The sequence below is a fragment of the Pseudomonas sp. SO81 genome (genome assembly GCF_030374125.1).
Lineage (GTDB): Bacteria > Pseudomonadota > Gammaproteobacteria > Pseudomonadales > Pseudomonadaceae > Aquipseudomonas.
In genome coordinates, this window is record NZ_CP126126.1 from 607,094 (window position 1) to 630,015 (window position 22,922).

Genomic DNA, 22,922 nt, shown 5'->3' on the forward strand with positions numbered 1-22,922 from the left:
TCGAGTATCAAATTCGCCCACGCCACCAGGCGAGGGCATCATCCAAACCGCTATACAGATCGAACCGCGGCTTCCAGCCGGTGGCCAGCAGGCGCTGGTTGTCGGCAATCAGCAACGGCGGATCGTTGGCCGCAACCGGAATGGCTCCGAATTGCAGCAGGTGTTCTGCGTCCAGCTGCCTGGCCAGATACTCGATGACCTCGCGCAGGCGTATCGGCTGGCCGCCGCCAATATTGAATGAACCGTCGGCCCTGACTTGCAGCAGTTGCACCAGGGCTGCGGCGACGTCCGTCACATGCAGCAGATCGCGTAATTGCTCGCCATGGGAACAGCGCGCCGGCTCGCCCTTGAGCAAGGCTCCCAGTACCGCTGGAACCAGACGCCCTTGAGCCTCATATGGGCCGTAGGCATGAAAGATTCGCGCCCAGGCGATCGGCATACCGTGCAGCTGACCGAACAGCTCAGCCAGCTCGCGGGTAGCATTCTTGCAACGGCCGTAAGGGGTCGCGGGTTGCAAGGGAGTTTCATACTCCCGGCAGATGCCCTCACCACTCCAATCGTACTCGGCACAACTGCCGACCAGCACGGCATGCTCACCGCCGTGGCGCTGAAACGCTTCCAGCAGCTCCAGACTCGCCCGTACCCAGCCGAGGTTGTCCGGCGAGGTCCAGTACACCCCGGGTTTGGCGCACCAGGCCAGATGCAGCAAGCAGTGCGGGCGAACTCTAGCGATCAGCGCAGCAGGCGCACCCGGCTCGAGCAGATCCATACGATACTGGTTGGCCACGCCATCCAGTGACTGCTGGCCACAGGCCGCGTGCACTTCATGCTCTGCCGCCTGCAGCTGCTCGACCACCTGGCGGCCGACGAAGCCGCTGGCACCGGTGACCAGCACCCGAGCCATCAGAGGCTCCGCAACTCGGGCACGGCCACCACGAACTGGCCACCCCAGGATTTGACCACGGCCTGCTGCTCCATTACCTCGGCCAGCAGGTTCCATGGCAACACCAGCACATAGTCCGGTTGCTCGACGGCAATGCGCGCCGGTTCGACGATAGGGATTCGGCTGCCCGGCAGGAACTTGCCCTGTTTATGCGGGTTGGCATCGGCCACCCAGGCCAGTAGGTCGCCACGCACGCCGGCGTAATTGAGCAGGGTGTTGCCCTTCGCCGCCGCGCCGTAGCCCACCACTTTCTTGCCCTCGCCCTTGGCCTTGAGCAGGAAACGCAGCAACTCGTGCTTGATGCGTTCGGCGGCCGGCGCCAGGCTGGCGTAGTAGGCAGCGGTCTTGACGCCGCTGTCCTCCTCGCGCGTCAGCATCGCAGCGACTGCCGCCGATACTGGACGCTCGCCAGCGGTGCGCTGAGCAAACACCCGCAACGAACCGCCGTGAGTCGGCAGCTCCTCGACATCGAACACCGCCAGACCATTGCGCGAGCAAAGGGATTGCACGGCCGTCAGCGACAGATAGGAATAGTGCTCGTGGTAGAGGGTGTCGAATTGGTGTTCGGCCATCAGCCGCAGCAGATGGGGAAACTCGAAGGTCACCACGCCGGTCGGCTTGAGCAGCGCGGCGAAGCCCTTGAGAAAATCGTTGATGTCGGGCACATGTGCCAGCACATTGTTGGCAGCCATCAGGTCGGCGCTCCAGCCCTCTTCCGCTAGCTTGCGACCGACCGCCTCGCCGAAGAACAGCTCGCGAATCTCCAGGCCCTTCTCCCTCGCCGCCCGCGCCGTGCTGGCGGTCGGCTCAATGCCCAGGCAGGGAATGCCCCGTTTGGCTACGTACTGCAGCAGATAGCCGTCGTTGGCGGCGATTTCCACCACCCGGCTCTGCGCGCTCAGGCCAAAGCGCTCGGTCATGCTCGCCACATACCGGTCGGCATGGGCCAGCCAGCTGCTGGAGAAGGAGCTGAAGTAGGCGTAGTCGGCGTCGAACAGACTATCGGCGGCGCGGTAGTCCTCGGTCTGCACCAGCCAGCAGGTGTCGCACACCTGCACCCGCAGCGGCACCCACTGCTCCGCCTGGTCGAGTTGCGCGGCGCTGACATAGGCGTTGGACGGCGGCGCCGTGCCCAGGTCGATCAACGGCAGGTGCAGGTGCGCACCGCAGCCACGGCAGTTCATAGGCGTACTCCTTGGAAACTCTCATCCAGCAGCGGATGGCCGGCATCGCGGGCCGACAGGTTCTTGAATGGCAGGGGCCAGTCGATGGCCAGGCGCGGGTCACTGACGGACAAGCCGCCCTCGTGCCCCGGGGTGTAGTCTGCGCTGTGCAGGTAGAGCAGCTCGGCATCGTCGCTGAGTGCCTGGAAGCCGTGGGCGAAGCCTGGCGGCAACAGCAAGCTGCGGCCGTCGCCCTCCTCCAGGAGCTCGGCATGCCAGTGCAGGAAAGTCGGCGAACCCTGACGCACGTCCACCGCCACGTCCCAGACCACGCCGCGCAGGCAGCTGATCAGTTTGCTCTCGGCGTGCGGCGGATACTGGAAATGCAGGCCGCGCACCGTGCCGCGCTCGCGGGTCAGCGACTGGTTGATCTGGCGTACATGGAAAGGTTGGCCGAACGCCTCCAGGCTGCCCTCGCAGTACAGCCGGGCGAAACGCCCGCGCTCGTCCTGATGCACACGGTGCTGCAGGGCGAACAGGCCCGGTAACGGCAGCTCGATCAGCTGCAGCTCACTCATGCCTGCCCCCAGTAGCCGGCCAGTTGCGCCAAAGTCACGGCGCGCATGTCATCGCCACGCTGCCAGGCCAGATGCCAGTCGAGGGTCTGCTGCAGGCAATCATCCAGCACCCAGCGCGGCTGCCAGCCGAGCAACTGGCGCGCCCGGCTGCTGTCCAGGCGCAGCAGGCCAGCCTCGTGCAGCTCGCTCGGCTCGACCATGAGTCCCGGCGCCTGCGGCCAACGGGCAGCCAGACGGGCCACCACTTCGCCGACATTGCAGGTATCGCTGTCCGCCGGGCCGAAGTTCCAGGCGCCGGCTACGGCCGTGCCCTGCTCATAGAGACCCTGGGCCAGTTGTAGGTAGCCGGCCAGCGGCTCCAGGGCATGCTGCCAGGGGCGCACGGCTTGCGGGTAACGCAGGGTCACCGGCTCGCCACGGGTCCAGGCGGCCAGTACGTCCGGCACCAGGCGGTCGGCAGAAAAATCGCCACCACCCAGCACGTTGCCGGCGCGCGCCGTGGCCAGGGCCAGACCGTGCTCGGAGTAATGGGTCACGGGGAAATAGGAGGCGGCGAAGGATTGCGCCACCAATTCGCAGCAAGCCTTGCTGCTGCTGTAGGGATCATGCCCGCCGAGCGGCTCATTCTCCCGATAAGACCAGGCCCACTCGTTGTTGGCGTAGACCTTGTCGGTGGTCACTACCACGCAGGCGCGCACGCCTCCCACCTGGCGCACCGCTTCGAGCAAGTGCAGGGTACCCATCACGTTGCTGGCATAAGTGCCAATCGGATCGCGATAACCTTCGCGCACCAGCGGTTGTGCTGCCAGGTGCAGGACAATCTCCGGCTTCACTTCGGCCACAAGCGCCAACAACGCTGGCAGGTCGCGTAGATCACCGATACGGCTGTCGATACCCTCACCCACGCGCGCCAGCTCGAACAGGCTGGGCTTAGTGGAAGGCTCAAGTGCGAAGCCGGTGACCTGGGCGCCCCAGCTCTGCAGCCAGAGCGCCAGCCAGCCGCCCTTGAAGCCGGTGTGGCCGGTCAGCAGGACGCGCTTGCCACGCCAGAATTCGGGGTTCAGCTCCACTGTTTCCAAGGTGCCTCTCCGCTCTGCCACAGCTGTTCCAGGTAGTTCTTGTCGCGCAGGGTATCCATCGGATGCCAGAAGCCTTCGTGCTGGAAGGCCATCAGCTGGCCGTCTTCAGCCAGCTTGTCGAGCGGCTCAGCCTCCCAGGTAGTGGCGTCATCGGCGATGTAAGGCAGAACCTTGGGCGACAGGACGAAGAAACCACCATTGATCCAGCCACCATCGCCCCGCGGCTTCTCGACGAAGCCGGTCACCTGGTCGCCCTCGCGAGCCAGCGCACCATAGCGACCGGGCGGCTGCACGGCCGTCACCGTGGCGTGCTTGCCATGCTGCTTGTGGAAAGCCACCAGCGCAGCGATGTCCAGATCGGACACACCGTCGCCGTAGGTAAAGCAGAAGGCTTCGTCCTGCTCCAAGAAGCGCCCGACCCGGCGCAGACGCCCGCCGGTCATGGTCTCTTCGCCGGTGTCGACCAGCGTCACGCGCCATGGCTCGCTGTAGTTCTGGTGCACTTCCATCTGGTTGTTGCGCATGTCGAAGGTAACGTCTGACGTGTGCAGAAAGTAGTTGGCGAAGAAGTCCTTGATCGCATAACCCTTGTAGCCCAGGCAGATGACGAAGTCCTGAATGCCGTGGGCCGAGTACTGCTTCATGATGTGCCAGAGGATCGGCTTGCCGCCGATCTCGATCATCGGCTTGGGCTTGAGGTGGGATTCCTCGCTGATGCGAGTGCCCAGGCCGCCGGCCAGGATCACTGCTTTCATTGTTGTTCTCCTTGTTCGCAGTAGCGTTGCCACATGCCACGCCAGGCGTCTTCGACGCGGCCGGCAAAGAGCACCCCATCACACAGGGGGGATGCCTTCATTTCATCTCGCAGGCCGGCACGAATCGCGGCCAGTCGCTCCACATCGCTGGACAGCTCGACCAGCTTGTCCACGTATTCAGCCTCGCTGTCGGCGATCCATTCGTCGCGCCCCAGGCCGCGCAGGATCAGCGAGCCCACGCGCCCCATCGATGGCCTGTCACGCAGGGTCACATAGGGCAACCCCATCCACAGGCTCTCGTACAGGGTAGTACCCGAGTTATGTGGGAAGCAGTCCAGCGCGATGTCCATGCTCGACAGCACCGGCCAGGGAGGTGACGTGCAGCCGATATCCAGACGCTCACGGGCGATACCATGTTCGGCGAACAGGCCAGCGTAGTAGTCCGACAGCGCCAGATCGATGAACGCCGGTGCGTTCAGCATCAGCTTGGAATCGGGCACTCGGTGCAGCAGTTCGGACCAGCAGCGAATCACTTTATGGTTGAGGCGCACCGGGCGCGTCAATGTACCGAAGGTGATGTAGCCGTTGCGCTGCGCCGGTAGTGCGGTGACATCCGGCAGATTGGCCGGTGGTTGATAGGACACCGCCGGACACGGCATGCGCCATGGCGTCTCGGAGAAAACATGGTCGAAGCCCTGCGGCACCATCTCCTCGTCGCTGAGGAAGTAGTCGATATTGTCGAGGCCCGAGGTATAGGCGAAGCCCATCCACCAGGTAACCTGCACTGGCGCGGGCTTGAGCGCGAACACCGCCAGGCGGTTATTCGCCGTATGGCCAGCCAGATCCACGAGAATGTCGATGCCGTCAGCGCGGATCATCTCCGCGACCTTCTCGTCATCGACACCCACGCAGTGCCGCCAGTGATCCACGTAGCTCTTGTAGCGCTCGGTGACCTCGTCTTCGCGGCGCACGGCCGAGTAGGCGAAGATCTCGAAATCGTCGTGCTGATGATTCTTCAGCAGCGGCTCGATGAAAAGACTGCAGACATGCTGACGGAAATCCGGAGATACGTAGCCGATACGCAGGCGGCGGTCGGTCGTGCGCAGGTTGGAGTACTCGAAATAGCGCCGCTCCGGATAGAAGCGCTGGGCGATATCTCGATACACCTCGAAGATGCGCTCGATACTCCAGTCGGGATGATAGTTGGCAAAGAACAACAGGTTGGAGCGCGCCAGCTCTGACTGCTCAAGCAGCCCATCCAGGTAGTTGATGGCCAGATCGAGGTTGCCGTAGCTGGCCTCGGTACCGGCCAGATTGATGCGTACCTCGTGGAAAGAGGGATCCAATTCCTGGACCTTGGCGAAACACTCCTTGGCCTCCTGCAGGCGCTGCGCGCCGGAGAGAATGATGCCCAGGTTGTTCCACAGTGCCGCATGCTCGCCGTTCAGCTTGAGCGCCACCCGAATCACCTGCTCAGCCTCTGCCAGCTCGTGAGCATCCAGGTAGGTGGTGGCCAGATTGTTCCAGGCGAAGCCGTTGTGCGGATTGATGGCGATGGCACGCATCAGGCAGCCTTCAGACTCACGCTGGCGACCGATCTTCTGGTAAGCGCCACCGAGCAGGATCCAGCCGAGGTCGTAATCGGGCTTGAGCTGCAACCCCTGCAAAAAGAAATTCTGCGCCTGCTCGCTCTGCCCCAGATCCAGATAACACTGCGCCAACCAGCAATAGGCCTCATGGAAATCAGGCTTGAGTTGCAGAGCCCGCTCGAAGTAAATCTTCGCGTCGTCGCGGGCGCGACCAAGGGTGATCAGCACGAAACCGACCTGGAACCAGGCCTCATGGCTGTTCGGGCAGCGCTCGACCCAGTCGAGCATCACGCTCAGTTCGTCTTCCCCGCGCCCCTGCTTGCGCAACAGGCTACCGAGGCGCTCCCAGGCCATACGGCAGTCCGGCGCGAATCCAACCAGGCTACGCAAACCCTCCTCCGCCTCCTGCGCGTGCCCCATGCGGGCATGGAAGGCACAGAGCACCAGCCAGGCAAGATGACTCTCGGGATCTAGGGCCAGCGCGCGCCGGGCCAACTGCTCGACGCGCGGCAGGCTCTCGCCATCCAGCTCCAGATCGGCCAAGGCGGCAATCAACTCGGCGTCGTCTGGCAGCTCGTCGAGCAGGACTTCCAACAACGGGCGCGTATTGCGGCGCTGGCCGAGGTGATAGCGAGCCATCGCGTCTGATCGTCGAACCTCCAGGCTGCGAACCTGGATATCAGTCGCCAGACTGATGGCCTGCTGCCATTCTTTTGCGGCCATGGCGGCACGCAACGAAAGCAGCATGGCGTCGTCCGTCGAGGTCAGCAGACAGCATTTCTTGTACTTGCGGCCACTGCCGCAGGGGCATGCATCGTTACGCCCGACATTTACAGCGGGGGCATCATCGAGTAGCTGCAGGGCCTGCTGCATCTTCTCGACCATCGCCAGCATGTGCAGCGCTTCGGCATGCTGGGGACTTATCTGCAGAGCCTGGCGCAAAGCCAGCGCGGCACTCTCCCAGGCCTGCAACTGGATGTAGGACTTACCGAGACTGACCGCGTATTCAGCCTCCTGGGGCTGCAGTTCCAGCAGTTGCTCGAAGCAGCGGCGGGCCGTGGCGCTGTCCTTGGAGGCCAATGCAGCGTCCCCCAGCAAGAGCCAAGTGCCCTCGTCGTCTGGCGACTGACCCAAGACCAGTTCACAGCTGTTGCGCGTGCGGGTGTAGTCTCCTTCCTCGAAGCCCAGTTTGGCCTGGGCACGGAAGAAGCCGACCAGCCATTGCACATTCGAATCCATGCCTTCCCCGTCAAGAAACTGTTACTTGAAGCCTATATGCAAGTGCATCAGCAATAAGTAAGCCAGTCTTGCATAGGGTCAGGCCGATAGGAATCAGACAAACAGAAAGCCCCGCCAGCTCATTCGAAGCGGCAGGGCCTCACTGTTCGCAACACAAAGGATCAGCGCAACTGGTTGAACAGATTGAGCCCGGCGATCTTCACATAGCTCTGCTGCGCGGCCTCGAGAATGACCGTCTGGAACGACAGCCGCGAAAGGGCCTCGGCATAGTCAAGCTCACGCAGGTCAGCCTGCACGGCCTTGTTCACCAGGGTCACGTCCTCGTTGTCTACCTCGGTCGAATCCACCAGGTTGAGACGCGCACCGATCTCGGTCTGCACTTCCAGTACCTGGCCGATCCCGTTATCCAGGTTCTTCAGCGCAATAGACACCTCGTCGCGAATCGCCAGATTGCCGACGGAGGTGGTGGGCGAGGACTCGAGGGCCTGACGCAACTGCGAGATGGTATTGAGGATGCTGCGTTGCTCCTGGAACTGCGGCTTGACGCCGAACTCATCACCAGCCGCCGCCGCACCACTCAGCGTGAAGTCGGCGCCGAACACGTTGAAGGTCGACGGGTAAGGACCAGGCGCGGAGCCACTGGCAATCGGCGTACTGCTCGGGCCAACCGGCTGCGCATAGACATCGAAGTCGGTAGCGTTGGTAAAACGCAGTACCACTCCCGACGTGGGGAACTGCGAGTTGAAGGTGGCCTGGTTGCTGACCGTGCCGCCGGCGACGACCGCGGTAGAGGCGTTGGTGGAGGAGCGAGTCACGGCGAACTCGGTCGGCGCGGCCTGCAGGGTGAAGCTGTGGGTGCCGATACCGGGAGTACCTGGCGTGCCGGTATCGGCAAGCAGGTTGTCCAGATCCAGCTCGTTGTCGCCGTCCTGCAGCACCACATCCAGCTGGAAGCGCATGCCACGAAAGTTGATGACGTTGCCACCGCTGGCCAGCGGGTCGATCTGTCCGCCACCGGGAACTTCCGAGGTTACGTCGGTACCGGCCCCATCATAGATGCGGAATTCGCTGCCACTGACGAATACCAGGGAATACGGCTCGCTGGCGCGGAAGTTATTGTTGAAGGCGTCGTTGTCCTGGACCAGTCCTGGCGACATGAATACGCGCTGCTCATCGCTCGGTACCGGCGGAATAGTGGTAGCTGGCAACGGCGGCACCTGGCCAGCCAAAGCTGGATTGTCGACACCGTTGTTGCGCAACAGTCGATCAGCGTTGGTCACGTCCTCGAACAGACGCTTGCCATTGTCGTTGATCGCCACCGTGGTGGAACTGGCCACCTGCAGGCTACGCTGCCCCTCGTCGCCGAAGTATGAATAAGTACCGTCGGGATTGCGGATGAACGGCTCGGTCTTGCCCAGGAACCCTGAGAACAGATATTCGCCGCGGGCATTGCGGCTGTTCATCAGGTTGAGCAGCTCGCCCTCGCGCTCGCTGAGCTCTTTGGCAATGGACTTGCGGTCCTCCGCCGACAGCGCACCGCCACCTGCCTGCACCGCCAGCTCGCGGATACGCTGCAGCACCGTAACCGTCGAGTTCAGCGTGGTCTCTTCCTGGGTCAGGCTGTTCTTCGCCGCCGTCAGATTGTCCTTGTACTGGGTCAGCAGCGCCTGCTGCTGCTCCAGCTGCAACAGGCGCACCGACGCCACCGGATCGTCCGCCGGAGTCAGGATGCGCTTGCCGCTGCTGATCTGCTCCTGGGTGCGGATCACATCGGAATAGTTGCGCCCAATGCCGTTCACACCGTTGTTGAAGGCCTGGATGGAGGAGATGCGCATGACCATGATGGCTATCCGGCTTAGAAGGTATTGATCAGGGTATCGAACAGACTGCGCGCGACTTGAATGATCTGCGCCGATGCCTGGTAGTACTGTTCGAACTGGATAAGCTTGGCCGCCTCTTCGTCGAGGTTCACCGCCGACACCGAGTCGCGGTTGTCGGTGGCCTGCTTGAGGATGGCCCCGGTTGCCTCGCCATCTACCCGCGCCTGGCTGGTCAGGGTACCGACCCGCTCCACCAGATCGCCGTAGGAGTCAGTAAAACTCGTGCCGGTGGTGCCGGGGAAGTTCGGGTCGATACCGATCGTCGCCTTGTTCTGCAGGTCCGCCAGTTTCAGGGCGTTGCGGTTATCCGACACACCATTGGTATTGAAGGCGATGGTGAAGTTGTCGCCCGTGCTCGGCCGGCCGCTGATGGTGAATTCGAAGGTGAAGTCGTTGGGCGGCGTACCGGCAGTAATCTGCTGGGTGTTGTTCTGCCCCGGCACAATGGTGTTGCTGCTCAGTACCGCGCCAGTGGTGTCCACCACGTCATAGTCGGTGCCCGAGGTGAAGACAATACGCAACGGCGGTGTGGTGCGCAGGCTGTTCTCCAGCGCGGCCTGGGCAACCGGATCGTAGATGTCGATCGTGGTGGTCAGACTGGGCTGGGTGATCACGCCGGTGCCGATGTTGCCCGGGCTGGTCTCGGCCTTGAGCGGCGAGGCGAAGGCCAGCTCCTGCGCATTCTTCAGGTCGGCGCGGATGTCGCTGCCGGCCGTACGGGTCGGCATCACGCGGAAGCGGTCGCCGGCTGCGAAGGTGCCGGAGGCCACATTCATCGAAAAGCCATCGAACACCAAAGGCGTACCGCTGGTGATGTCGTAGGGCGAAGGCGCTGCGACCAGCGGGGTATCCGGATCGCCGTCATCGTCATATAGCGCCGACACCGTCTGGCCATCGGAAACCCGGCGCACGGTGTACTCGGTGGCGCTGGTGAACTCGATCTCGTAGTCGCTGGTGGTCAGGGCCGTGGAGTCTTCGATCAGTACATTGAGGTTGGCCGTGGTATCGCTGTTGCCGACCCGGGCAATGCTGCGCTGACCGATCAGCAGCGGATCGTTGATGGCGCGGAACAGCGGCTCGCCGAAGTTGCCCTTGAGGTCCAGACCCTGGCCGAGCTGGCTGTTGACCTGATCGGCAATCGAAATGGCCAGGCGTCCCACGGCATTCAGCGACTCGTCCAGTACATCTTCGCGGTAGCGAATCAGCCCGCCCATCTCGCCGCCGGTGATCAGCGAGGTGATGCCCTGGCGCGAGTTGCCGCTGACGAACTGGATCTCCGCGCGCAGCGGGTCGGATTGCCCCGGTACTACCTCCAGGCGCGAGGCGGTGGCGCCGACTACCAGCGGCTGGCCGGAACCGATGAACAGGTTGTAGCTGCTGTCGTCCTGCGGCACCACGGTCACGCCAATGAACTCGGAGAGCTTGCGTACCGCTTCCTCGCGGGCATCCAGCAGGTCGTTGGGCGCCTGGCCGTTGGCTGCAGCCACGGCGATAGCGTTGTTGTAACCGGCGATGGAGGTGGCCAGCTGGTTGACCTGGTCGGTCACCGCCTCGAGCTGCTTGTTGATGAAGGCGTTCTGCTCGTAGAGACGGTCGTAGATGGTGTTGAAGCGCTTGGCCAGGCCCTCGGCCTCGGACAGCACCAGCTGTCGTGCCGGGATATTGGCGGGGTCTTCCGCCGCGGTCTGCAGCGAGGCGAACAGCTTCTGCAGGCCAGGGGTGACACCGGTGGTACTGCCGGCCAGCAGCGAGTCGAGCTGGTTGATCTGGTCCAGGTAGGCGGACACGTCGCTGTTCAGCGCCGTGCTGGTCCGCACCTGGGTAGTCAGGAATTCGTTGTAGATGCGCCGCACATCCACCAGGGTGGTGCCCGAACCTATGTAGCCGGCCCCGCTGAATTGCGGGATGCGCGTGGCCTGCACCGTGTCCTGCCGCGAGAAGCCGGGCGTGTTGACGTTGGTGATGTTGTGACCGGTGACTGCCAGCGACGTCTTGTTCGCCGACAGGCCCGACAGGCCAATGCTCAGTAGGTCAGCCATGATCTAGCTCTCAGGTCCTTGTGGTCGGGCTGTCGACGGCGGCTACAGCCTGATAGGTCTGCATCTGCCGGGCGATCTGCGCGATCTTGCGGGCGTACTGCGGGTCGGTGGCGTAACCGGCCTCCTGCAGCTCACGTACGAAGCGTTCCGGTTTGTCGGTCACGGCCAGGGCCTCCTGGTAGCGGCCATTGCCCTGTAGGAAACTCACATAGTCGTTGAAGCTCTGCTGGTAGGAGTCGTAGGCGCGGAACGACGCCGACTCCTTCACCGCCTCGCCGCCTTTGTATTCGGTGGTCAGCACCCGCGCCGAATCGCCTTCCCAGCCGCCGTGGGCCTTGATGCCAAACAGGTTGTGGCTGCTAGAGCCATCGGCCTGGCGAATGATCGACTTGCCCCAGCCGGTTTCCAGGGCGGCCTGGGCCACCAGGTAGCGGGCATCGACGCCGATCTTCTGCGCGGCCTCCTCGGCCATCGGCAGCATGGTCTCGATGAATTCGGCGGCCGAGGCGAAGGCCGACTTGCCCTTGGCCAGCGGCGGTTGGGCCACGCGGCGACCGCTGATGGCGTCGCTGTCGTCCAGGCTCAGCGGCTTGTCGCCCGCCACCGCCGTGGCATGCGCCGGTACCCAGTCGCTGCCGGCCAGCGGCTGCGCTTCACCAGCGGCCGGCACTATGCCGGCCAGCAGGCGATCGGTGAGCTTGCTCGGCAGGCTCAGGCGACGCTGGTTGAGCAGCTGCGAGTCGTCGCGGGAGGCAACGCCGCCCTCGCCCGCCGGCTTGAATGCGCCAGCGCGCGCCGTGGCATTCGGCGCCTCGACCTGGGCGAACGGGTTGACCCGCTTCGGCCCGCTCTTCATCTGGCTGAGCTGGCGTTCCAGCACCGAGGCCAGGCCGATGCCACCGTTGCTCGTCGACAGGGTCACGGCCAGCTGCTGGTCGTGCATGTCCTGGTAGGTCTTGCTCTCGTTGCTGTTCATGAAGTTGCCTTCGCCGAACACTTCGTTCGCCTTGCGCATGGACTTCATCATTTCGTTGAGGAACAGCGATTCGAATTCCTGGGCGACCTTCTTGATGTTGCTCTCGCTATCGCCGCCAACCTTGAACTGGTTGAGCCGGTTCAGGTCGGTGTAGGCGCCGCTGTCGAGGCCGGCTGCGATTCTGGAGTCCATGGTCGCCTCCGTCAGATCACGATCAGGTCGGCCTGCAAGGCGCCGGCTTGTTTCAGCGCCTCGAGGATGGCCATCAGGTCGGAAGGTGCGGCGCCCACCTGGTTAACCGCACGCACTATCTCGTCCAGGGTGGTGCCCGGGCCGAACTTGAACATCGGCTTGGCTTCCTGCTCGGCGTCCACCTGGGAGCGCGGCACCACGGCGGTCTGGCCACCGGCCAGGGCGTTGGGCTGGCTGACGATGGGGTCTTCGGTGATGGTCACGGTCAGGCTGCCGTGAGTCACGGCGGCCGGCTGCACCTTGACGTTCTGGCCGATGACGATGGTGCCGGTACGCGAATTGATGATGACCTTGGCCGCCGCCTGACCCGATTCGATCTCGATGTTCTCCAGCACCGCCAGGTAATCCACGCGCTGGTTCGGGTCCAGCGGCGCACTGACCCGCACCGAGCCGCCGTCGATGGCCTGGGCCACGCCCGGGCCGAGCAGGCCGTTGATCTGGTCGACGATGTTCTTCGCCGTGGTGAAGTCCGGGCGATTGAGGTTGAGGGTCAGGCTGTTGCCCTGGTCGAAACCGCTCGGCACCGGGCGCTCGACGGTGGCGCCAGCAGGAATGCGGCCGGCCGAGGGCACGTTGACGGTGATGCTTGAGCCGTCGCTGCCGGTGGCATCGAAGCCGCCGACCACCAGGTTGCCCTGGGCGATGGCGTAGACGTTGCCGTCGATACCCTTCATCGGCGTCATCAGCAGGCTGCCGCCGCGCAGGCTCTTCGAGTTGCCGATCGAGGAGATGGTCACGTCCAGGGTCTGGCCAGGCTTGGCGAAGGGCGGCAGCTCGGCGTGCACGGACACGGCGGCGACGTTCTTCAGCTGCACGTTGCCGCCACCGGTCGGCACCTTGATGCCGAACTGGGCCAGCATGTTGTTGAAAGTCTGCAGGGTGAACGGGGTCTGGGTGGTCTGGTCACCGGTCCCGTTGAGGCCCACCACCAGGCCATAGCCGATCAGCTGGTTGGTCCGCACGCCCTGGATGCTGGCCAGGTCCTTCAGGCGCTCAGCCTGCACGGCAGTGGCGGCGAGCAGCAGGCAGAGGGCGGAAAGCAGTCGTTTCATGATCGGTACCTGGTCAGAACGGGAACAACGGGTTCATGAAGAACCGGTCGAACCAGCCCGGCTGGCTGGCGTCGGCGAAGGCGCCGGTGCCGGAATAGGTGATGCGGGCATTGGCCACACGGGTCGAGGACACAGTGTTGTCGGTGGCGATGTCGTCGGCGCGGATCATGCCGGCGATGCGCACCAGCTCGTCGCCGGTGTTCAGGGTCAGCCACTTCTCGCCGCGCACGGCGAGGATGCCGTTGGGCAGCACTTCGGCCACGGTCACGGTGATCGAGCCGGACAGGCTGTTGCTCTGGTCGGCCTCGCTCTCGCCATCGGTATCACGGGTACCTTCGTAGCCCACGTCCAGGCTGAGGTTCTCGGCCTTGAGTGGATTGAGGCTGCTGCTCGGGTTGTCGATGGACACGCCGCCGCCGAACAGCGAGGTCAGGCCGAGGTTGGCGCTGCTGTCCTTGGACATGCTGGAGCCGGCCTTCTTGCTCGCCTGGGTGCGCTCGCTGAGGTTGATGGTGATGATGTCGCCGACCCGGTAGGCCTTGCGATCGTCATACAGGTTGGTTTCGAAGCCGGCCTGGTAGATCGAACCGTTGGTCTGCGCCGCCGGCAGCGGAGTGCGCGGCAGCACCGGCGCGTAGTAGGGATCGTCCGGCTTCGGCGGAGGCGTGACGCAGCCACTCAGGACCACGCAGCCCAGCAGGGGGAGAAGAATCATCAGCCGGTTCATAACCACTTACCTCACGGCGTTCGTGTTGCTAGCTGCCGGCGCCTAGGGCGCCCGCGGGATTAAAGGTTCTGCGTAATGAAGGAGAGCATCTGGTCCGAGGTGGAGATCACCTTGGAGTTCATCTCGTAGGCGCGCTGGGTGGTGATCATGTTGACCAGCTCTTCCACCACGCTGACGTTGGAGTTCTCCAGGGTGTTCTGCAGCACGGTGCCCAGGCCGGTCAGGCCCGGGGTGCCGACCTGCGGCGCGCCGCTGGAGGCAGTCTCCAGGAACAGGTTGTTGCCGATCGCCTGCAGGCCCGCCGGGTTGACGAAGTCGGCGGTCTGGATGTTGCCGATCACCTGGGCGGCCGGGTTGCCGGGAGTAGTCACCGACACGGTGCCGTCTTCGCCGACGGTGAAGGTCTGCACCTCGGCCGGCAGGACGATGGCCGGCTCCAGGGGGAAGCCCTGGGAGGTGACGATCTGGCCGTCAGAGTCCAGGTGGAAGCTGCCGTCACGGGTATAGCCGACGGTGCCGTCCGGCATCAGGATCTGGAAGAAACCACGGCCGTTGACTGCCATGTCCAGCGGCTGCTCGGTGGTCTGCAGGCTGCCGGCGGTGAAGATCTTCTGGGTGCCGGCGATGCGCACACCGGTACCCAGCTGCAGGCCGGTGGGCAGCTCGCTGTCCTGGCTGGACTGACCGCCGGGCTGGCGACGGATCTGGTACAGCAGATCCTCGAACTCGGCGCGATCGCGCTTGAAGCCGGTGGTCGAGACGTTGGCCAGGTTGTTGGAAATGGTGGTCAGGTTCATGTCCTGGGCGGACAGACCGGTTTTCGCAACCCAGAGTGCAGGAAGCATATTCTTTCTCCTCGAGCGCCAGTTTCATGGCGCTTCGCGTTGGTGATTAGCTGAGTTGCATGACCCGTGCCATGGCCGCCGCATCGTCTTCGGCGGTACGCATCATCTTCACGTGCAGTTCGAACTGGCGGGACAGCGAGAGGATCGCGGTCATCTCCTCGACGGCGTTGACGTTGCTCGACTCGAGGAAGCCGGAGGTCACGCGCACGTTGGCGTCGGCGGCGATCGGCTCGGTGGCGCCTTTGACGCGGACCAGGCCGTCGGTGCCCTTCTCCATGGTCTTGGGATCCGGATTGACCAGCTTGATGCGGTCCACCTCGGCCATCACGTTCGGCGCCTCGCCGAGGGCACGGATGCTGATGGTGCCGTCCTGGCCGATCTCGACCTTCTGCTCCGGCGGCACGGCGATCGGCCCGCCATTGCCGAGTACCGGCAAACCGTTGCCGGTGCGCAGCTGGCCGAAGGCGTCGATCTGCAGGCTGGCGGTACGCACGTATGCCTCGCTGCCATCGGCCGCCTGCACGGCGATCCAGCCCTGGCCGTCGATGGCCACGTCCATGTCGCGGCCGGTCTCCTGCAACGAGCCGGGGGTGAAGTCGGTGGCCGGACGCTCGGTCATCGCGTAGACACGAGCCGGGTAGCTGTCGCCGAACACCGGCATCGAGCGGGCCTGCTCGTAGTCGCGCTGGAAGCCGCTGGTGGAAATGTTCGCCAGGTTGTTGGCGTGGGCACGCTGGGCCAGGGTGTTCTGGCTGGCGCCCGTCATGGAGATGTACAGCATCTTGTCCATGGTTTGCTCCGCAGGTCGGCAATTGCCGCTCGCAACTCAGTTACCTGCTGTAAAGCAAACCGCGTGCCAGGACTTATAAATACATCTATCTACATGATTAACAAGGATTTATTAAAATAAAAGACTCCTCAGGGAGCCTTGCTTGCGAGTCATCCGGCGGGGCCTTGCCGCAGGCGGCAAGGCCCCTCCTCCCCTATCAACGCAGGTTGATGATGGTCTGGGTGATGGCGCTCTCGGTCTCGATGGTCTTGGCGTTGGCCTGGTAGTTGCGCTGGGCGACGATCAGGTTCACCAGTTGGTCAGACAGCTCGACGTTGGAGTCCTCCAGCGCGCCAGCCTGCAGGGCGCCCAGAGTGCCGGAGCGCGGCGTGCCCACCACCGGCTCGCCGGACTGGAAGGACTGCACCCAGGCGGTCTTGCCGACCGGGGTCAGGCCCTGCACGTTGGCGAAGTTGGCCAGCACCACCTGGCCCTGGATCAGCGACTGCCCGTTGGTGTAGCGAGCGAAGATCACACCGGTGTCGTCGATCTCCAGGCCAGCCAGCTCGCCGGTGGTGTAGCCATCCTGGCTGACAGCGGTAACGGCGAAGGCGCTGGAGAACTGGGTGGCATCGCGAATATCGATGGTCACCCCGGCCGCGGCAGCGGAGGCACCGTTGGAGCTCCACACTGGTGGCACGGAGTTGTCCGGGGCTGCAGGTGTCCAGTTGGTCATGGTGATCAGACCGGTAGCCGGATCCACAGTCAGGTCCGGGGAACTCAAGCTGGCGAGGTCGAGCTGGCCAGCGGTAGTGAAGCCCAGGTTCGCGGTATAGGGCGTTGTCAGGGTCGGATCGTTGGGATTGCGCCCGTCGATCAGTACGTTCATGGTCCAGGTGTTGGCCGCCGTCTTGACGAAATACTGGGTCATGACGTGGGCGTTGCCCTGGGTGTCATAGATGTTGGTCGAAGTCGACGAGTTGTAGGTCTGCGGGTTCGTCGGGTCGAACGGCACTACGGTCGGCACCGTGTTGGTCGAGTTCAGGTTGAAGGTCTGCTCCAGGTTCTCGGTGGCCCGCGGCGACTGGGCGGCGGTCTGGATCTGGATATCGTCGACGATGCCGTTCTGCAGGTTGCCGGCCGCATCCACCGCATAACCCTGCAGGCGGTAGCCGAAGTTGTTGACCACATAGCCGTCACGGTCGGTACCGAAGTAGCCGGCCCGGGTGTAGCTGATCTCGCCATTGTTGCTGGTGACGAAGAAGCCGTTGCCGTTGATGGCCAGGTCCAGGGCGTTCTGGGTGTAGTTGATGTTGCCCTGGTTGAACAGCTGCGACACGTCGCCCAGCAGCACGCCACTGCCCTGAGGGTTGGAGCCGGTACCGAGCACCGAGGCGGCGTAGACGTCGGCGAACTCGGCACGTGACTGCTTGAAGCCTGCGGTGCCGGCGTTGGCGATGTTGTTGCCGGTGACGTTGAGGTCGCTGGTGGCTGCCCGCAGACCGCTGAGACCGATGTTGAAAGCCATGGATATGCTCCTTTGCCGTTACTGCCGGCGCTTACAGCCTGGGGTTATTGACCGATTATCTGGACCTGGGACAGGGGCACTGCGCCGATGCCTGCCAGGTTGAGTTTCATTTCGCCGCCGTTCTGGCCGAGGGCGACGCTGTCGACGTTCGCCGGCAGCAATGTGTAGAGGCCCTTGGTGCCGTCGGCGTAGGTAGCCTGCGCCTCGAACTTGTAGGTGCCGGGCGGCATGAGATTGCCGCTGGAGTCCTTGCCGTCCCACATGAAGCTGACATTGCCGGCGGCCTGCTGGCCGAGGTTGACCCGGTTCACCACCTTGCCGGCGTTGTCGTAGATGTTGACGTAGACGTTGCTGCTGGTGACCGGCAACACCAGGCTGCCCTTGAAGGTCTCGCTGGTGTCGACCACGGCCTTCTCGGACGGCACAATCACCTTGCGCCCGACCAGCGACGAGGCCTGCAGGGCCTGGGACGACTGGTAGCCGGACAGCAGCGACTCCATGCGGGTGTTGAGCTGCTCGATGCCCTCGACCTGGCTGAACTGCGCGAGCTGGGCGATGAACTCGCCGTTCTCCTGCGGCTCCAGCGGGTTCTGGTTGTTCAACTGAGCCACCAGCAGTTCGAGGAATTCATTCTTACCGAGCTCCTTGCTCTGGCCGGTTTCCTGCTTGATCTGGTACTGGTCCAGTACGGAACTGACGCCACTGACACTCATTGTCTTGCTCCTCGTTCGCCGCTTACTGACCCAGGGTCAGCACGCGCTGCATCATCTGCTTGGCGGTGTTCATCATTTCGACGTTGGTCTGGAAGGCACGACTGGCGGAAATCATGTCGGCCATCTCCTCGACCACGTTGACGTTCGGGTAGTACACGTAGCCCTTCTCGTCCGCGGCCGGATGGTTCGGCTCGTAGCGCGGGGTCAGGCTGCTCTGGTCCTCGACCACACCCAGCACCTGGACGCCGCGACCGGCCTGATCCTGGTCGGCGAACAGCGAGCCACGGTCACCGCTCATGCTCGACTCGAACATGGTGGCGAACACCGGATGGCGCGCACGGTAGGTCTGATCGATGCTCGAGGAGACGGTCTCGGCGTTGGCGATGTTGCTGGAGATGGTATTCAGGCGAGTGCTCTGGGCGCTCATGCCGGTACCGGCGATATTGAAGACACTGGCGAGTGACATGGTGTGATCTCCCTTATTCGCCGCGCAGGGCGCCGATCAGCCCTTTGAATTTGCTGTTGAGCATGGTGAAGCTAGCCTGGAACTGCACCGCGTTCTCGGCGTAGTTGGCCTGCTCCTGCTGCATGTCGACGCTGTTCTGGTCGATGGACGCATGGAACGGGGTACGGAAACGCAGCGCCGGGTCGGCCAGCTGGATGCCATCGGCGGCGATGTGCTGGCTGTCGGTACGATTCAGGCCGAAGTGCTTGCCGTTCTGCTTCTCGTTCTGTTCGGCGAGCACGGCGGAGAAGTCCAGGTCACGAGCCTTGTAATGCGGGGTATCGGCGTTGGCGATGTTGTTGGCCAGCACTTCGGCGCGCTCTGCGCGGAAGCTGAGGGCCGTTTCGTGAATGCCGAGTGCGTTTGCGAAGCTGATGCTCATGATCTGGAACCTTTGCCGTTTGGGCGTCGTGCCAGACATAAAGCAATGGCTGTGCCAGTTTAATTTTTACTTATAAATCAACAGCTTGCATAAAAATAACGCTATCGAAGAGCGGCAAGCGGCAAAGCTTTTCCGCTACGTGGCAAGGCCGCTGCGGCACGGCAAGGCCCTTTTGCCGCGCAGAAACGAAAACGGGAGGCCCTTGGCCTCCCGTTGTGCTTCGCGACTTCGCGTCACTTCACCTTGTAGATGATCCCGGGGCTGCACTGAACCATCTGGTACAGATCCGGCAGGCCGTTGAGCGCCTCGGAAGCACCGAGGAACAGATAGCCGCCCGGCTTGAGGGTGGCGTGGATGCGGGTGAGGATGTCCTTTTTCACTTCGGCGGAGAAGTAGATCAACACGTTGCGACAGAACACCACATCGAACTTTCCGAGGGCCGCATAGCTTTCCAGCAGGTTGATGGCGCGGAACTCGACACGACTCTTGATCGGCGCCTTGACCACCCAGCGCCCCGGCCCTTTCGGGTCGAAGTAGCGCTGCAGACGTTCCTGCGACAAACCGCGCCCCATGGCCAGGCTGTCGTACTCGCCGGATTTGCAGTTGGCCAGCATCGATGGCGAAAGATCGGTGGCTACGATCTGTGCCCCGGCCTTGAGCTGGCCCAGGTTGGCCTTTTCGAATTCGTCGATGGTCATCGACAGCGAATAGGGCTCCTGCCCCGAGGAGCAGGCAGCCGACCAGATGCGCAGACGCTGGTTAGGCGCAGCCTTGATCAACTCGGGCAGCACCCGGTTCTTCATGACCTCGAAGGGATAGGTATCGCGAAACCACAGGGTCTCGTTGGTGGTCATGGCGTCCACCACCTGCTCGCGCAATCCTCCACGAGGCTGGGCCTGCATCTTCTGCACCAGCTCACCGAGGGTCTTGATTCCCTGCTGCTCCATCAGCTTGTTGAGGCGGCTCGACACCAGGTATTGCTTGTTGCTCCCCAGCAGAATGCCGCAGGCCTTTTCCAGAAAGGTCCGGAACTGCTCGAAATCCAAATTGCCTGAAGACACTAATGCCGCCTCACCAAACATAGTTGCAACCGAGGGCCGAGCCCTCAGCCCCCATCAGCCACCCGGATACGCTCGACCACGCGGGAAGCCAGTTCGTCCGGACGGAATTTCGCGAGGAAATCGTCCGCACCGACCTTCTTCACCATCGCCTGGTTGAACACCCCGGAGAGCGAAGTATGCAGAATCACATGGAGGTTCTGCATCCTCGGATCGGAGCGAATCTCCGCAGTCAGGGTATAGCCATCCATCTCCGGCATCTCGATGTCGGAGATCAGCATGAGGAACTCCTCCGCCGGGGTCTTGCCCTCTTCCACCAGCTTGCGCAGATAGTCGTAGGCTTGCCGGCCGTCGTTGAGCGCCACCACCTCGACCCCGATGCTCTCCAGGCAGCGCGAGACCTGCTTGCGCGCCACGGACGAGTCGTCGCAGATCAACACGCGCTTGGACACCGCGCGAGCCTGGGTCTCGACGTCCACCACGCCTTCGGAAATGGCCTCCGACATGGGCGCCACCTCGGCGAGGATCTTCTCCACGTCGATGATCTCCACCAGCTTGTTGTCCACACGCGTCACCGCCGTCAGGTAGTGGTCGCGACCGGTGCCCTTGGGTGGCGGATGGATCTCTTCCCAGTTCATGTTGACGATGCGTTCGACCGAGCGCACCAGGAAGCCCTGCACCTTGGTGTTGTACTCGGTGATGATCACGAAGCTGTTGTTGATATCGTCCAGCGCCTGCCTACCGGTGGCCAGCGCCAGATCGAGGATGGGAATGGTGCCTCCGCGGATGTTCGCCACACCGCGCACCACCTGGCTGGACTTGGGCATGACGGTGAGTTTGGGGCATTGCAGCACCTCCTTCACCTTGAACACGTTGATGCCATACAGCTGCGAGCCGTCCAGACGGAACAGCAAGAGCTCGAGGCGGTTCTGCCCGACCAGTTGGGTACGCTGGTTAACCGAGTCCAATACTCCGGCCATGCCCAGACTCCTTATTGTTCATATCGTTGCGCTCCCGCTAAGCCTAGCAGGCGGCACGAGCCTTGCTTTGTGAGCTGCATGAACACACTCACGACACTTTACCGACGCATGATGGCAAAACGCCTGTTCCTCGCCGGTGTTGTACCCGCTTTGGGCCTGTTCGGCTACAGCTCGCTGCATGCCGCGCCGCTGACCCTGCCCGAAGAGCTTATCGGCGCTACCGAGGGCTTTCTTGAGTTCACCGTCGAGGACTATCTAGAGCGTAGCGAAATCCCGGCACGCCATGATATTCAAGTGAATTCGATCGATCCGCGATTACGCCTCGCCGCCTGTGACAGCGATTTGACGCAGAGCCTGGAGAGTCCCGCCCAGCCTGTTGGCCGAGTCACCGTCCGGGTCAGCTGCGAAGGCACAACGCCTTGGACAGTGTTCATCCCTGCCCAGGTGCGCATCTTCCGACCGGTGGCAGTACTGAAAAACCCGCTCAAGCGCGACAGCATCATTGGTCCGGAAGATATCGCCATGATCGAGCAGGACATCGGACTGCTCAACCGAGGCTATATCAGCGATCCCGAGCAGGCCATCGGCAAAAAACTGACGCGTCCGCTTCAGGCAGATCAGGTATTGACTCCTGCAATCTTGCAGCTGGCGGAGAGCGTGCGCCGCGGCGATCAGGTGGTCATTGCGGCGCGTGCCGGCGGCATTAATGTGCGTGTGCAGGGCGAGGCCTTGTCCGGTGGGACTCTCGGCCAGCAGATCAGCGTGCGCAACCTAAGTTCGCAGCGCGTGGTCAGAGCCAGGGTGATAGGTCCGGGGCAGGTCGAGGTGGGGATGTAGGCACGATTCTTGTAGCGCATATCCCCGACGATTTCCTACACTGTTAAACGACGCACATAAAAGCGCCCTAAAGTTTCGACGGGACCGGCCGACAACCCAGTCAAGCGTCCAGATACCGTCCGAGGTTTACACCATGGTTATCGACTTCAACCGGCTGAACAATGCCGCCAGCCCCGCCAACAGCGGGCGCACAGGCAATGCCCAGGCCAGCGGCCGTAACGAGGCCGTCAGCAGCACCCCGCAGAACGCGGCGCAGGTTGCCGACGAGCAGGCCACTGCCGGCAAGACTGGCGAATCCGTGCAGCTCAGCCGTGAAGCCCAGCAATTGCAGAAAGCCGGCGACAAGCTGCGCGACCTGCCGACCGTCGATAAAGAGCGCGTCGCCAAGTTGAAGCAGGCGATTGCCGATGGCAGCTACCAGGTCGATGCCAAGCGCGTCGCCGGCAAGCTGCTCGATTTCGAATCCCAGCGCTAGTCCAAGGGCTGCGCTGGGGGTGTTGGACGCCCGATCCCCAGAGCCCGCGATGCAAAGTAACGATCTGCTGCAACTGTTCATCGAAGATATCGGCACGGCTCAGCGCCTGCTTGAGCTGATCGATGCCGAATTCCAGGCCATGGGCGAACGCGACCTGCCGCGTCTGGAACAGATCCTCGGCGAGAAACTCCCCCTCCTCAGCCTGCTCGACCAGCACGGCAGCGCACGCAGCAAACTGCTCGGCGAACAACAACTGAGCGCCGATCGCGCCGGCCTGGAAGCCTTTGCCGCCCGCCAAAGCAATGGTGCAGAGCTACTGGCGCGCAGCGATGAGCTGAACCAGCTGCTGGAAAGCTGCCGCGACGCCAACCAGCGCAATGGTCGGCTGATCCGCGCCAATCAGGCATCGCTCAAGAGCGTGCTCGGCATTCTCCGTGGCGGCGAGACCCCAGGGCTCTATGACAGCCGCGGCGGCGCCGCTAGAATCGCGCAGCAACGCCCACTCAGCCAGGCCTGAGCCATAACAACAAGCACAGGGACATACCGGCAATATGCCAG

Annotated in this window: 22 protein-coding genes; 3 read left to right on the forward strand and 19 right to left on the reverse strand. The window is 63.1% G+C overall.

Annotation, left to right across the window (positions count from 1 at the left end; genetic code table 11):
• Nucleotides 1–7 precede the first annotated feature (7 nt).
• The 19 genes from OH686_RS02840 to OH686_RS02930 all read right to left on the reverse strand — a co-directional run bounded on the left by OH686_RS02840 (nt 8) and on the right by OH686_RS02930 (nt 21,052).
• Nucleotides 8–904 carry an NAD-dependent epimerase/dehydratase family protein gene (locus OH686_RS02840; RefSeq protein ID WP_289536075.1) on the reverse strand — a complete coding sequence of 299 codons (897 nt, stop codon included), beginning with the start codon at nt 902–904 and terminating at the stop codon, nt 8–10.
• On the reverse strand, nt 904–2,127 hold the full coding sequence (locus OH686_RS02845; RefSeq protein WP_289536076.1) for a class I SAM-dependent methyltransferase: 1,224 nt from the start codon (nt 2,125–2,127) through the stop codon (nt 904–906). Before OH686_RS02845 ends, OH686_RS02840 begins: the two co-directional genes overlap by 1 nt.
• Nucleotides 2,124–2,684, reverse strand: a complete 561-nt coding sequence (locus OH686_RS02850) for a dTDP-4-dehydrorhamnose 3,5-epimerase family protein (protein ID WP_289536077.1) — start codon at nt 2,682–2,684, stop codon at nt 2,124–2,126. The genes OH686_RS02845 and OH686_RS02850 overlap by 4 nt, the downstream gene beginning before the upstream one ends.
• Nucleotides 2,681–3,754 (reverse strand): CDP-glucose 4,6-dehydratase, encoded by a 1,074-nt coding sequence (gene rfbG, locus OH686_RS02855; protein ID WP_502942795.1) that lies wholly within the window; start codon nt 3,752–3,754, stop codon nt 2,681–2,683. The genes OH686_RS02850 and rfbG overlap by 4 nt, the downstream gene beginning before the upstream one ends.
• Complete coding sequence (gene rfbF, locus OH686_RS02860) at nt 3,745–4,518, reverse strand: glucose-1-phosphate cytidylyltransferase (protein WP_289536079.1); 774 nt, start codon at nt 4,516–4,518, stop codon at nt 3,745–3,747. The genes rfbG and rfbF overlap by 10 nt, the downstream gene beginning before the upstream one ends.
• Nucleotides 4,515–7,346, reverse strand: coding sequence for a tetratricopeptide repeat protein (locus OH686_RS02865; RefSeq protein WP_289536080.1), 2,832 nt, complete (start codon nt 7,344–7,346; stop codon nt 4,515–4,517). Before OH686_RS02865 ends, rfbF begins: the two co-directional genes overlap by 4 nt.
• 161 nt (nt 7,347–7,507) lie before the next feature.
• The gene (locus OH686_RS02870; RefSeq protein WP_289536081.1) at nt 7,508–9,187 is read right to left on the reverse strand and encodes a flagellar hook-associated protein 3; all 1,680 of its coding nucleotides are present in this window, start codon (nt 9,185–9,187) and stop codon (nt 7,508–7,510) included.
• A 14-nt stretch (nt 9,188–9,201) separates the two neighbouring features.
• Nucleotides 9,202–11,265 (reverse strand): flagellar hook-associated protein FlgK, encoded by a 2,064-nt coding sequence (flgK, locus tag OH686_RS02875; RefSeq protein ID WP_289536082.1) that lies wholly within the window; start codon nt 11,263–11,265, stop codon nt 9,202–9,204.
• A gap of 10 nt (nt 11,266–11,275) precedes the next feature.
• Nucleotides 11,276–12,433: a flagellar assembly peptidoglycan hydrolase FlgJ gene (flgJ, locus tag OH686_RS02880; protein ID WP_289536083.1), complete on the reverse strand. Its 1,158-nt coding sequence runs from the start codon at nt 12,431–12,433 to the stop codon at nt 11,276–11,278.
• An 11-nt stretch (nt 12,434–12,444) separates the two neighbouring features.
• On the reverse strand, nt 12,445–13,545 hold the full coding sequence (locus OH686_RS02885; protein WP_192398537.1) for a flagellar basal body P-ring protein FlgI: 1,101 nt from the start codon (nt 13,543–13,545) through the stop codon (nt 12,445–12,447).
• Nucleotides 13,546–13,558: 13 nt separating this feature from the next.
• The gene (flgH, locus tag OH686_RS02890) at nt 13,559–14,272 is read right to left on the reverse strand and encodes a flagellar basal body L-ring protein FlgH (protein WP_289536084.1); all 714 of its coding nucleotides are present in this window, start codon (nt 14,270–14,272) and stop codon (nt 13,559–13,561) included.
• 59 nt (nt 14,273–14,331) lie between these two features.
• Nucleotides 14,332–15,117: a flagellar basal-body rod protein FlgG gene (gene flgG / locus OH686_RS02895; RefSeq protein ID WP_137972812.1), complete on the reverse strand. Its 786-nt coding sequence runs from the start codon at nt 15,115–15,117 to the stop codon at nt 14,332–14,334.
• 46 nt (nt 15,118–15,163) lie between these two features.
• Nucleotides 15,164–15,907 (reverse strand): flagellar basal body rod protein FlgF, encoded by a 744-nt coding sequence (locus OH686_RS02900; protein WP_289536085.1) that lies wholly within the window; start codon nt 15,905–15,907, stop codon nt 15,164–15,166.
• 196 nt (nt 15,908–16,103) lie between these two features.
• Nucleotides 16,104–17,414, reverse strand: a complete 1,311-nt coding sequence (flgE, locus tag OH686_RS02905; RefSeq protein ID WP_289536086.1) for a flagellar hook protein FlgE — start codon at nt 17,412–17,414, stop codon at nt 16,104–16,106.
• Between the two features lie 44 nt (nt 17,415–17,458).
• Nucleotides 17,459–18,127: a flagellar hook assembly protein FlgD gene (gene flgD, locus OH686_RS02910; RefSeq protein WP_289536087.1), complete on the reverse strand. Its 669-nt coding sequence runs from the start codon at nt 18,125–18,127 to the stop codon at nt 17,459–17,461.
• 22 nt (nt 18,128–18,149) lie between these two features.
• A complete protein-coding gene (flgC, locus tag OH686_RS02915) occupies nt 18,150–18,593 on the reverse strand; it encodes a flagellar basal body rod protein FlgC (protein WP_137972808.1) in 444 nt (147 codons plus the stop codon).
• 13 nt (nt 18,594–18,606) lie between these two features.
• Complete coding sequence (flgB, locus tag OH686_RS02920; protein WP_137972807.1) at nt 18,607–19,014, reverse strand: flagellar basal body rod protein FlgB; 408 nt, start codon at nt 19,012–19,014, stop codon at nt 18,607–18,609.
• A gap of 233 nt (nt 19,015–19,247) precedes the next feature.
• Nucleotides 19,248–20,075, reverse strand: coding sequence for a protein-glutamate O-methyltransferase CheR (gene cheR / locus OH686_RS02925; RefSeq protein ID WP_137972806.1), 828 nt, complete (start codon nt 20,073–20,075; stop codon nt 19,248–19,250).
• A gap of 44 nt (nt 20,076–20,119) precedes the next feature.
• Nucleotides 20,120–21,052 carry a chemotaxis protein CheV gene (locus OH686_RS02930; protein ID WP_137972805.1) on the reverse strand — a complete coding sequence of 311 codons (933 nt, stop codon included), beginning with the start codon at nt 21,050–21,052 and terminating at the stop codon, nt 20,120–20,122.
• A gap of 78 nt (nt 21,053–21,130) precedes the next feature.
• On the opposite strand from OH686_RS02930, the gene flgA reads away from it, so the two are divergent.
• The 3 genes from flgA (at nt 21,131) to OH686_RS02945 (ending at nt 22,881) form a co-directional block, all read left to right on the forward strand.
• Nucleotides 21,131–21,889, forward strand: a complete 759-nt coding sequence (gene flgA / locus OH686_RS02935; RefSeq protein ID WP_289536088.1) for a flagellar basal body P-ring formation chaperone FlgA — start codon at nt 21,131–21,133, stop codon at nt 21,887–21,889.
• 133 nt (nt 21,890–22,022) lie between these two features.
• A complete protein-coding gene (flgM, locus tag OH686_RS02940; protein ID WP_137972803.1) occupies nt 22,023–22,364 on the forward strand; it encodes a flagellar biosynthesis anti-sigma factor FlgM in 342 nt (113 codons plus the stop codon).
• A gap of 49 nt (nt 22,365–22,413) precedes the next feature.
• The gene (locus OH686_RS02945) at nt 22,414–22,881 is read left to right on the forward strand and encodes a flagella synthesis protein FlgN (protein WP_289536089.1); all 468 of its coding nucleotides are present in this window, start codon (nt 22,414–22,416) and stop codon (nt 22,879–22,881) included.
• Nucleotides 22,882–22,922 lie beyond the last annotated feature (41 nt).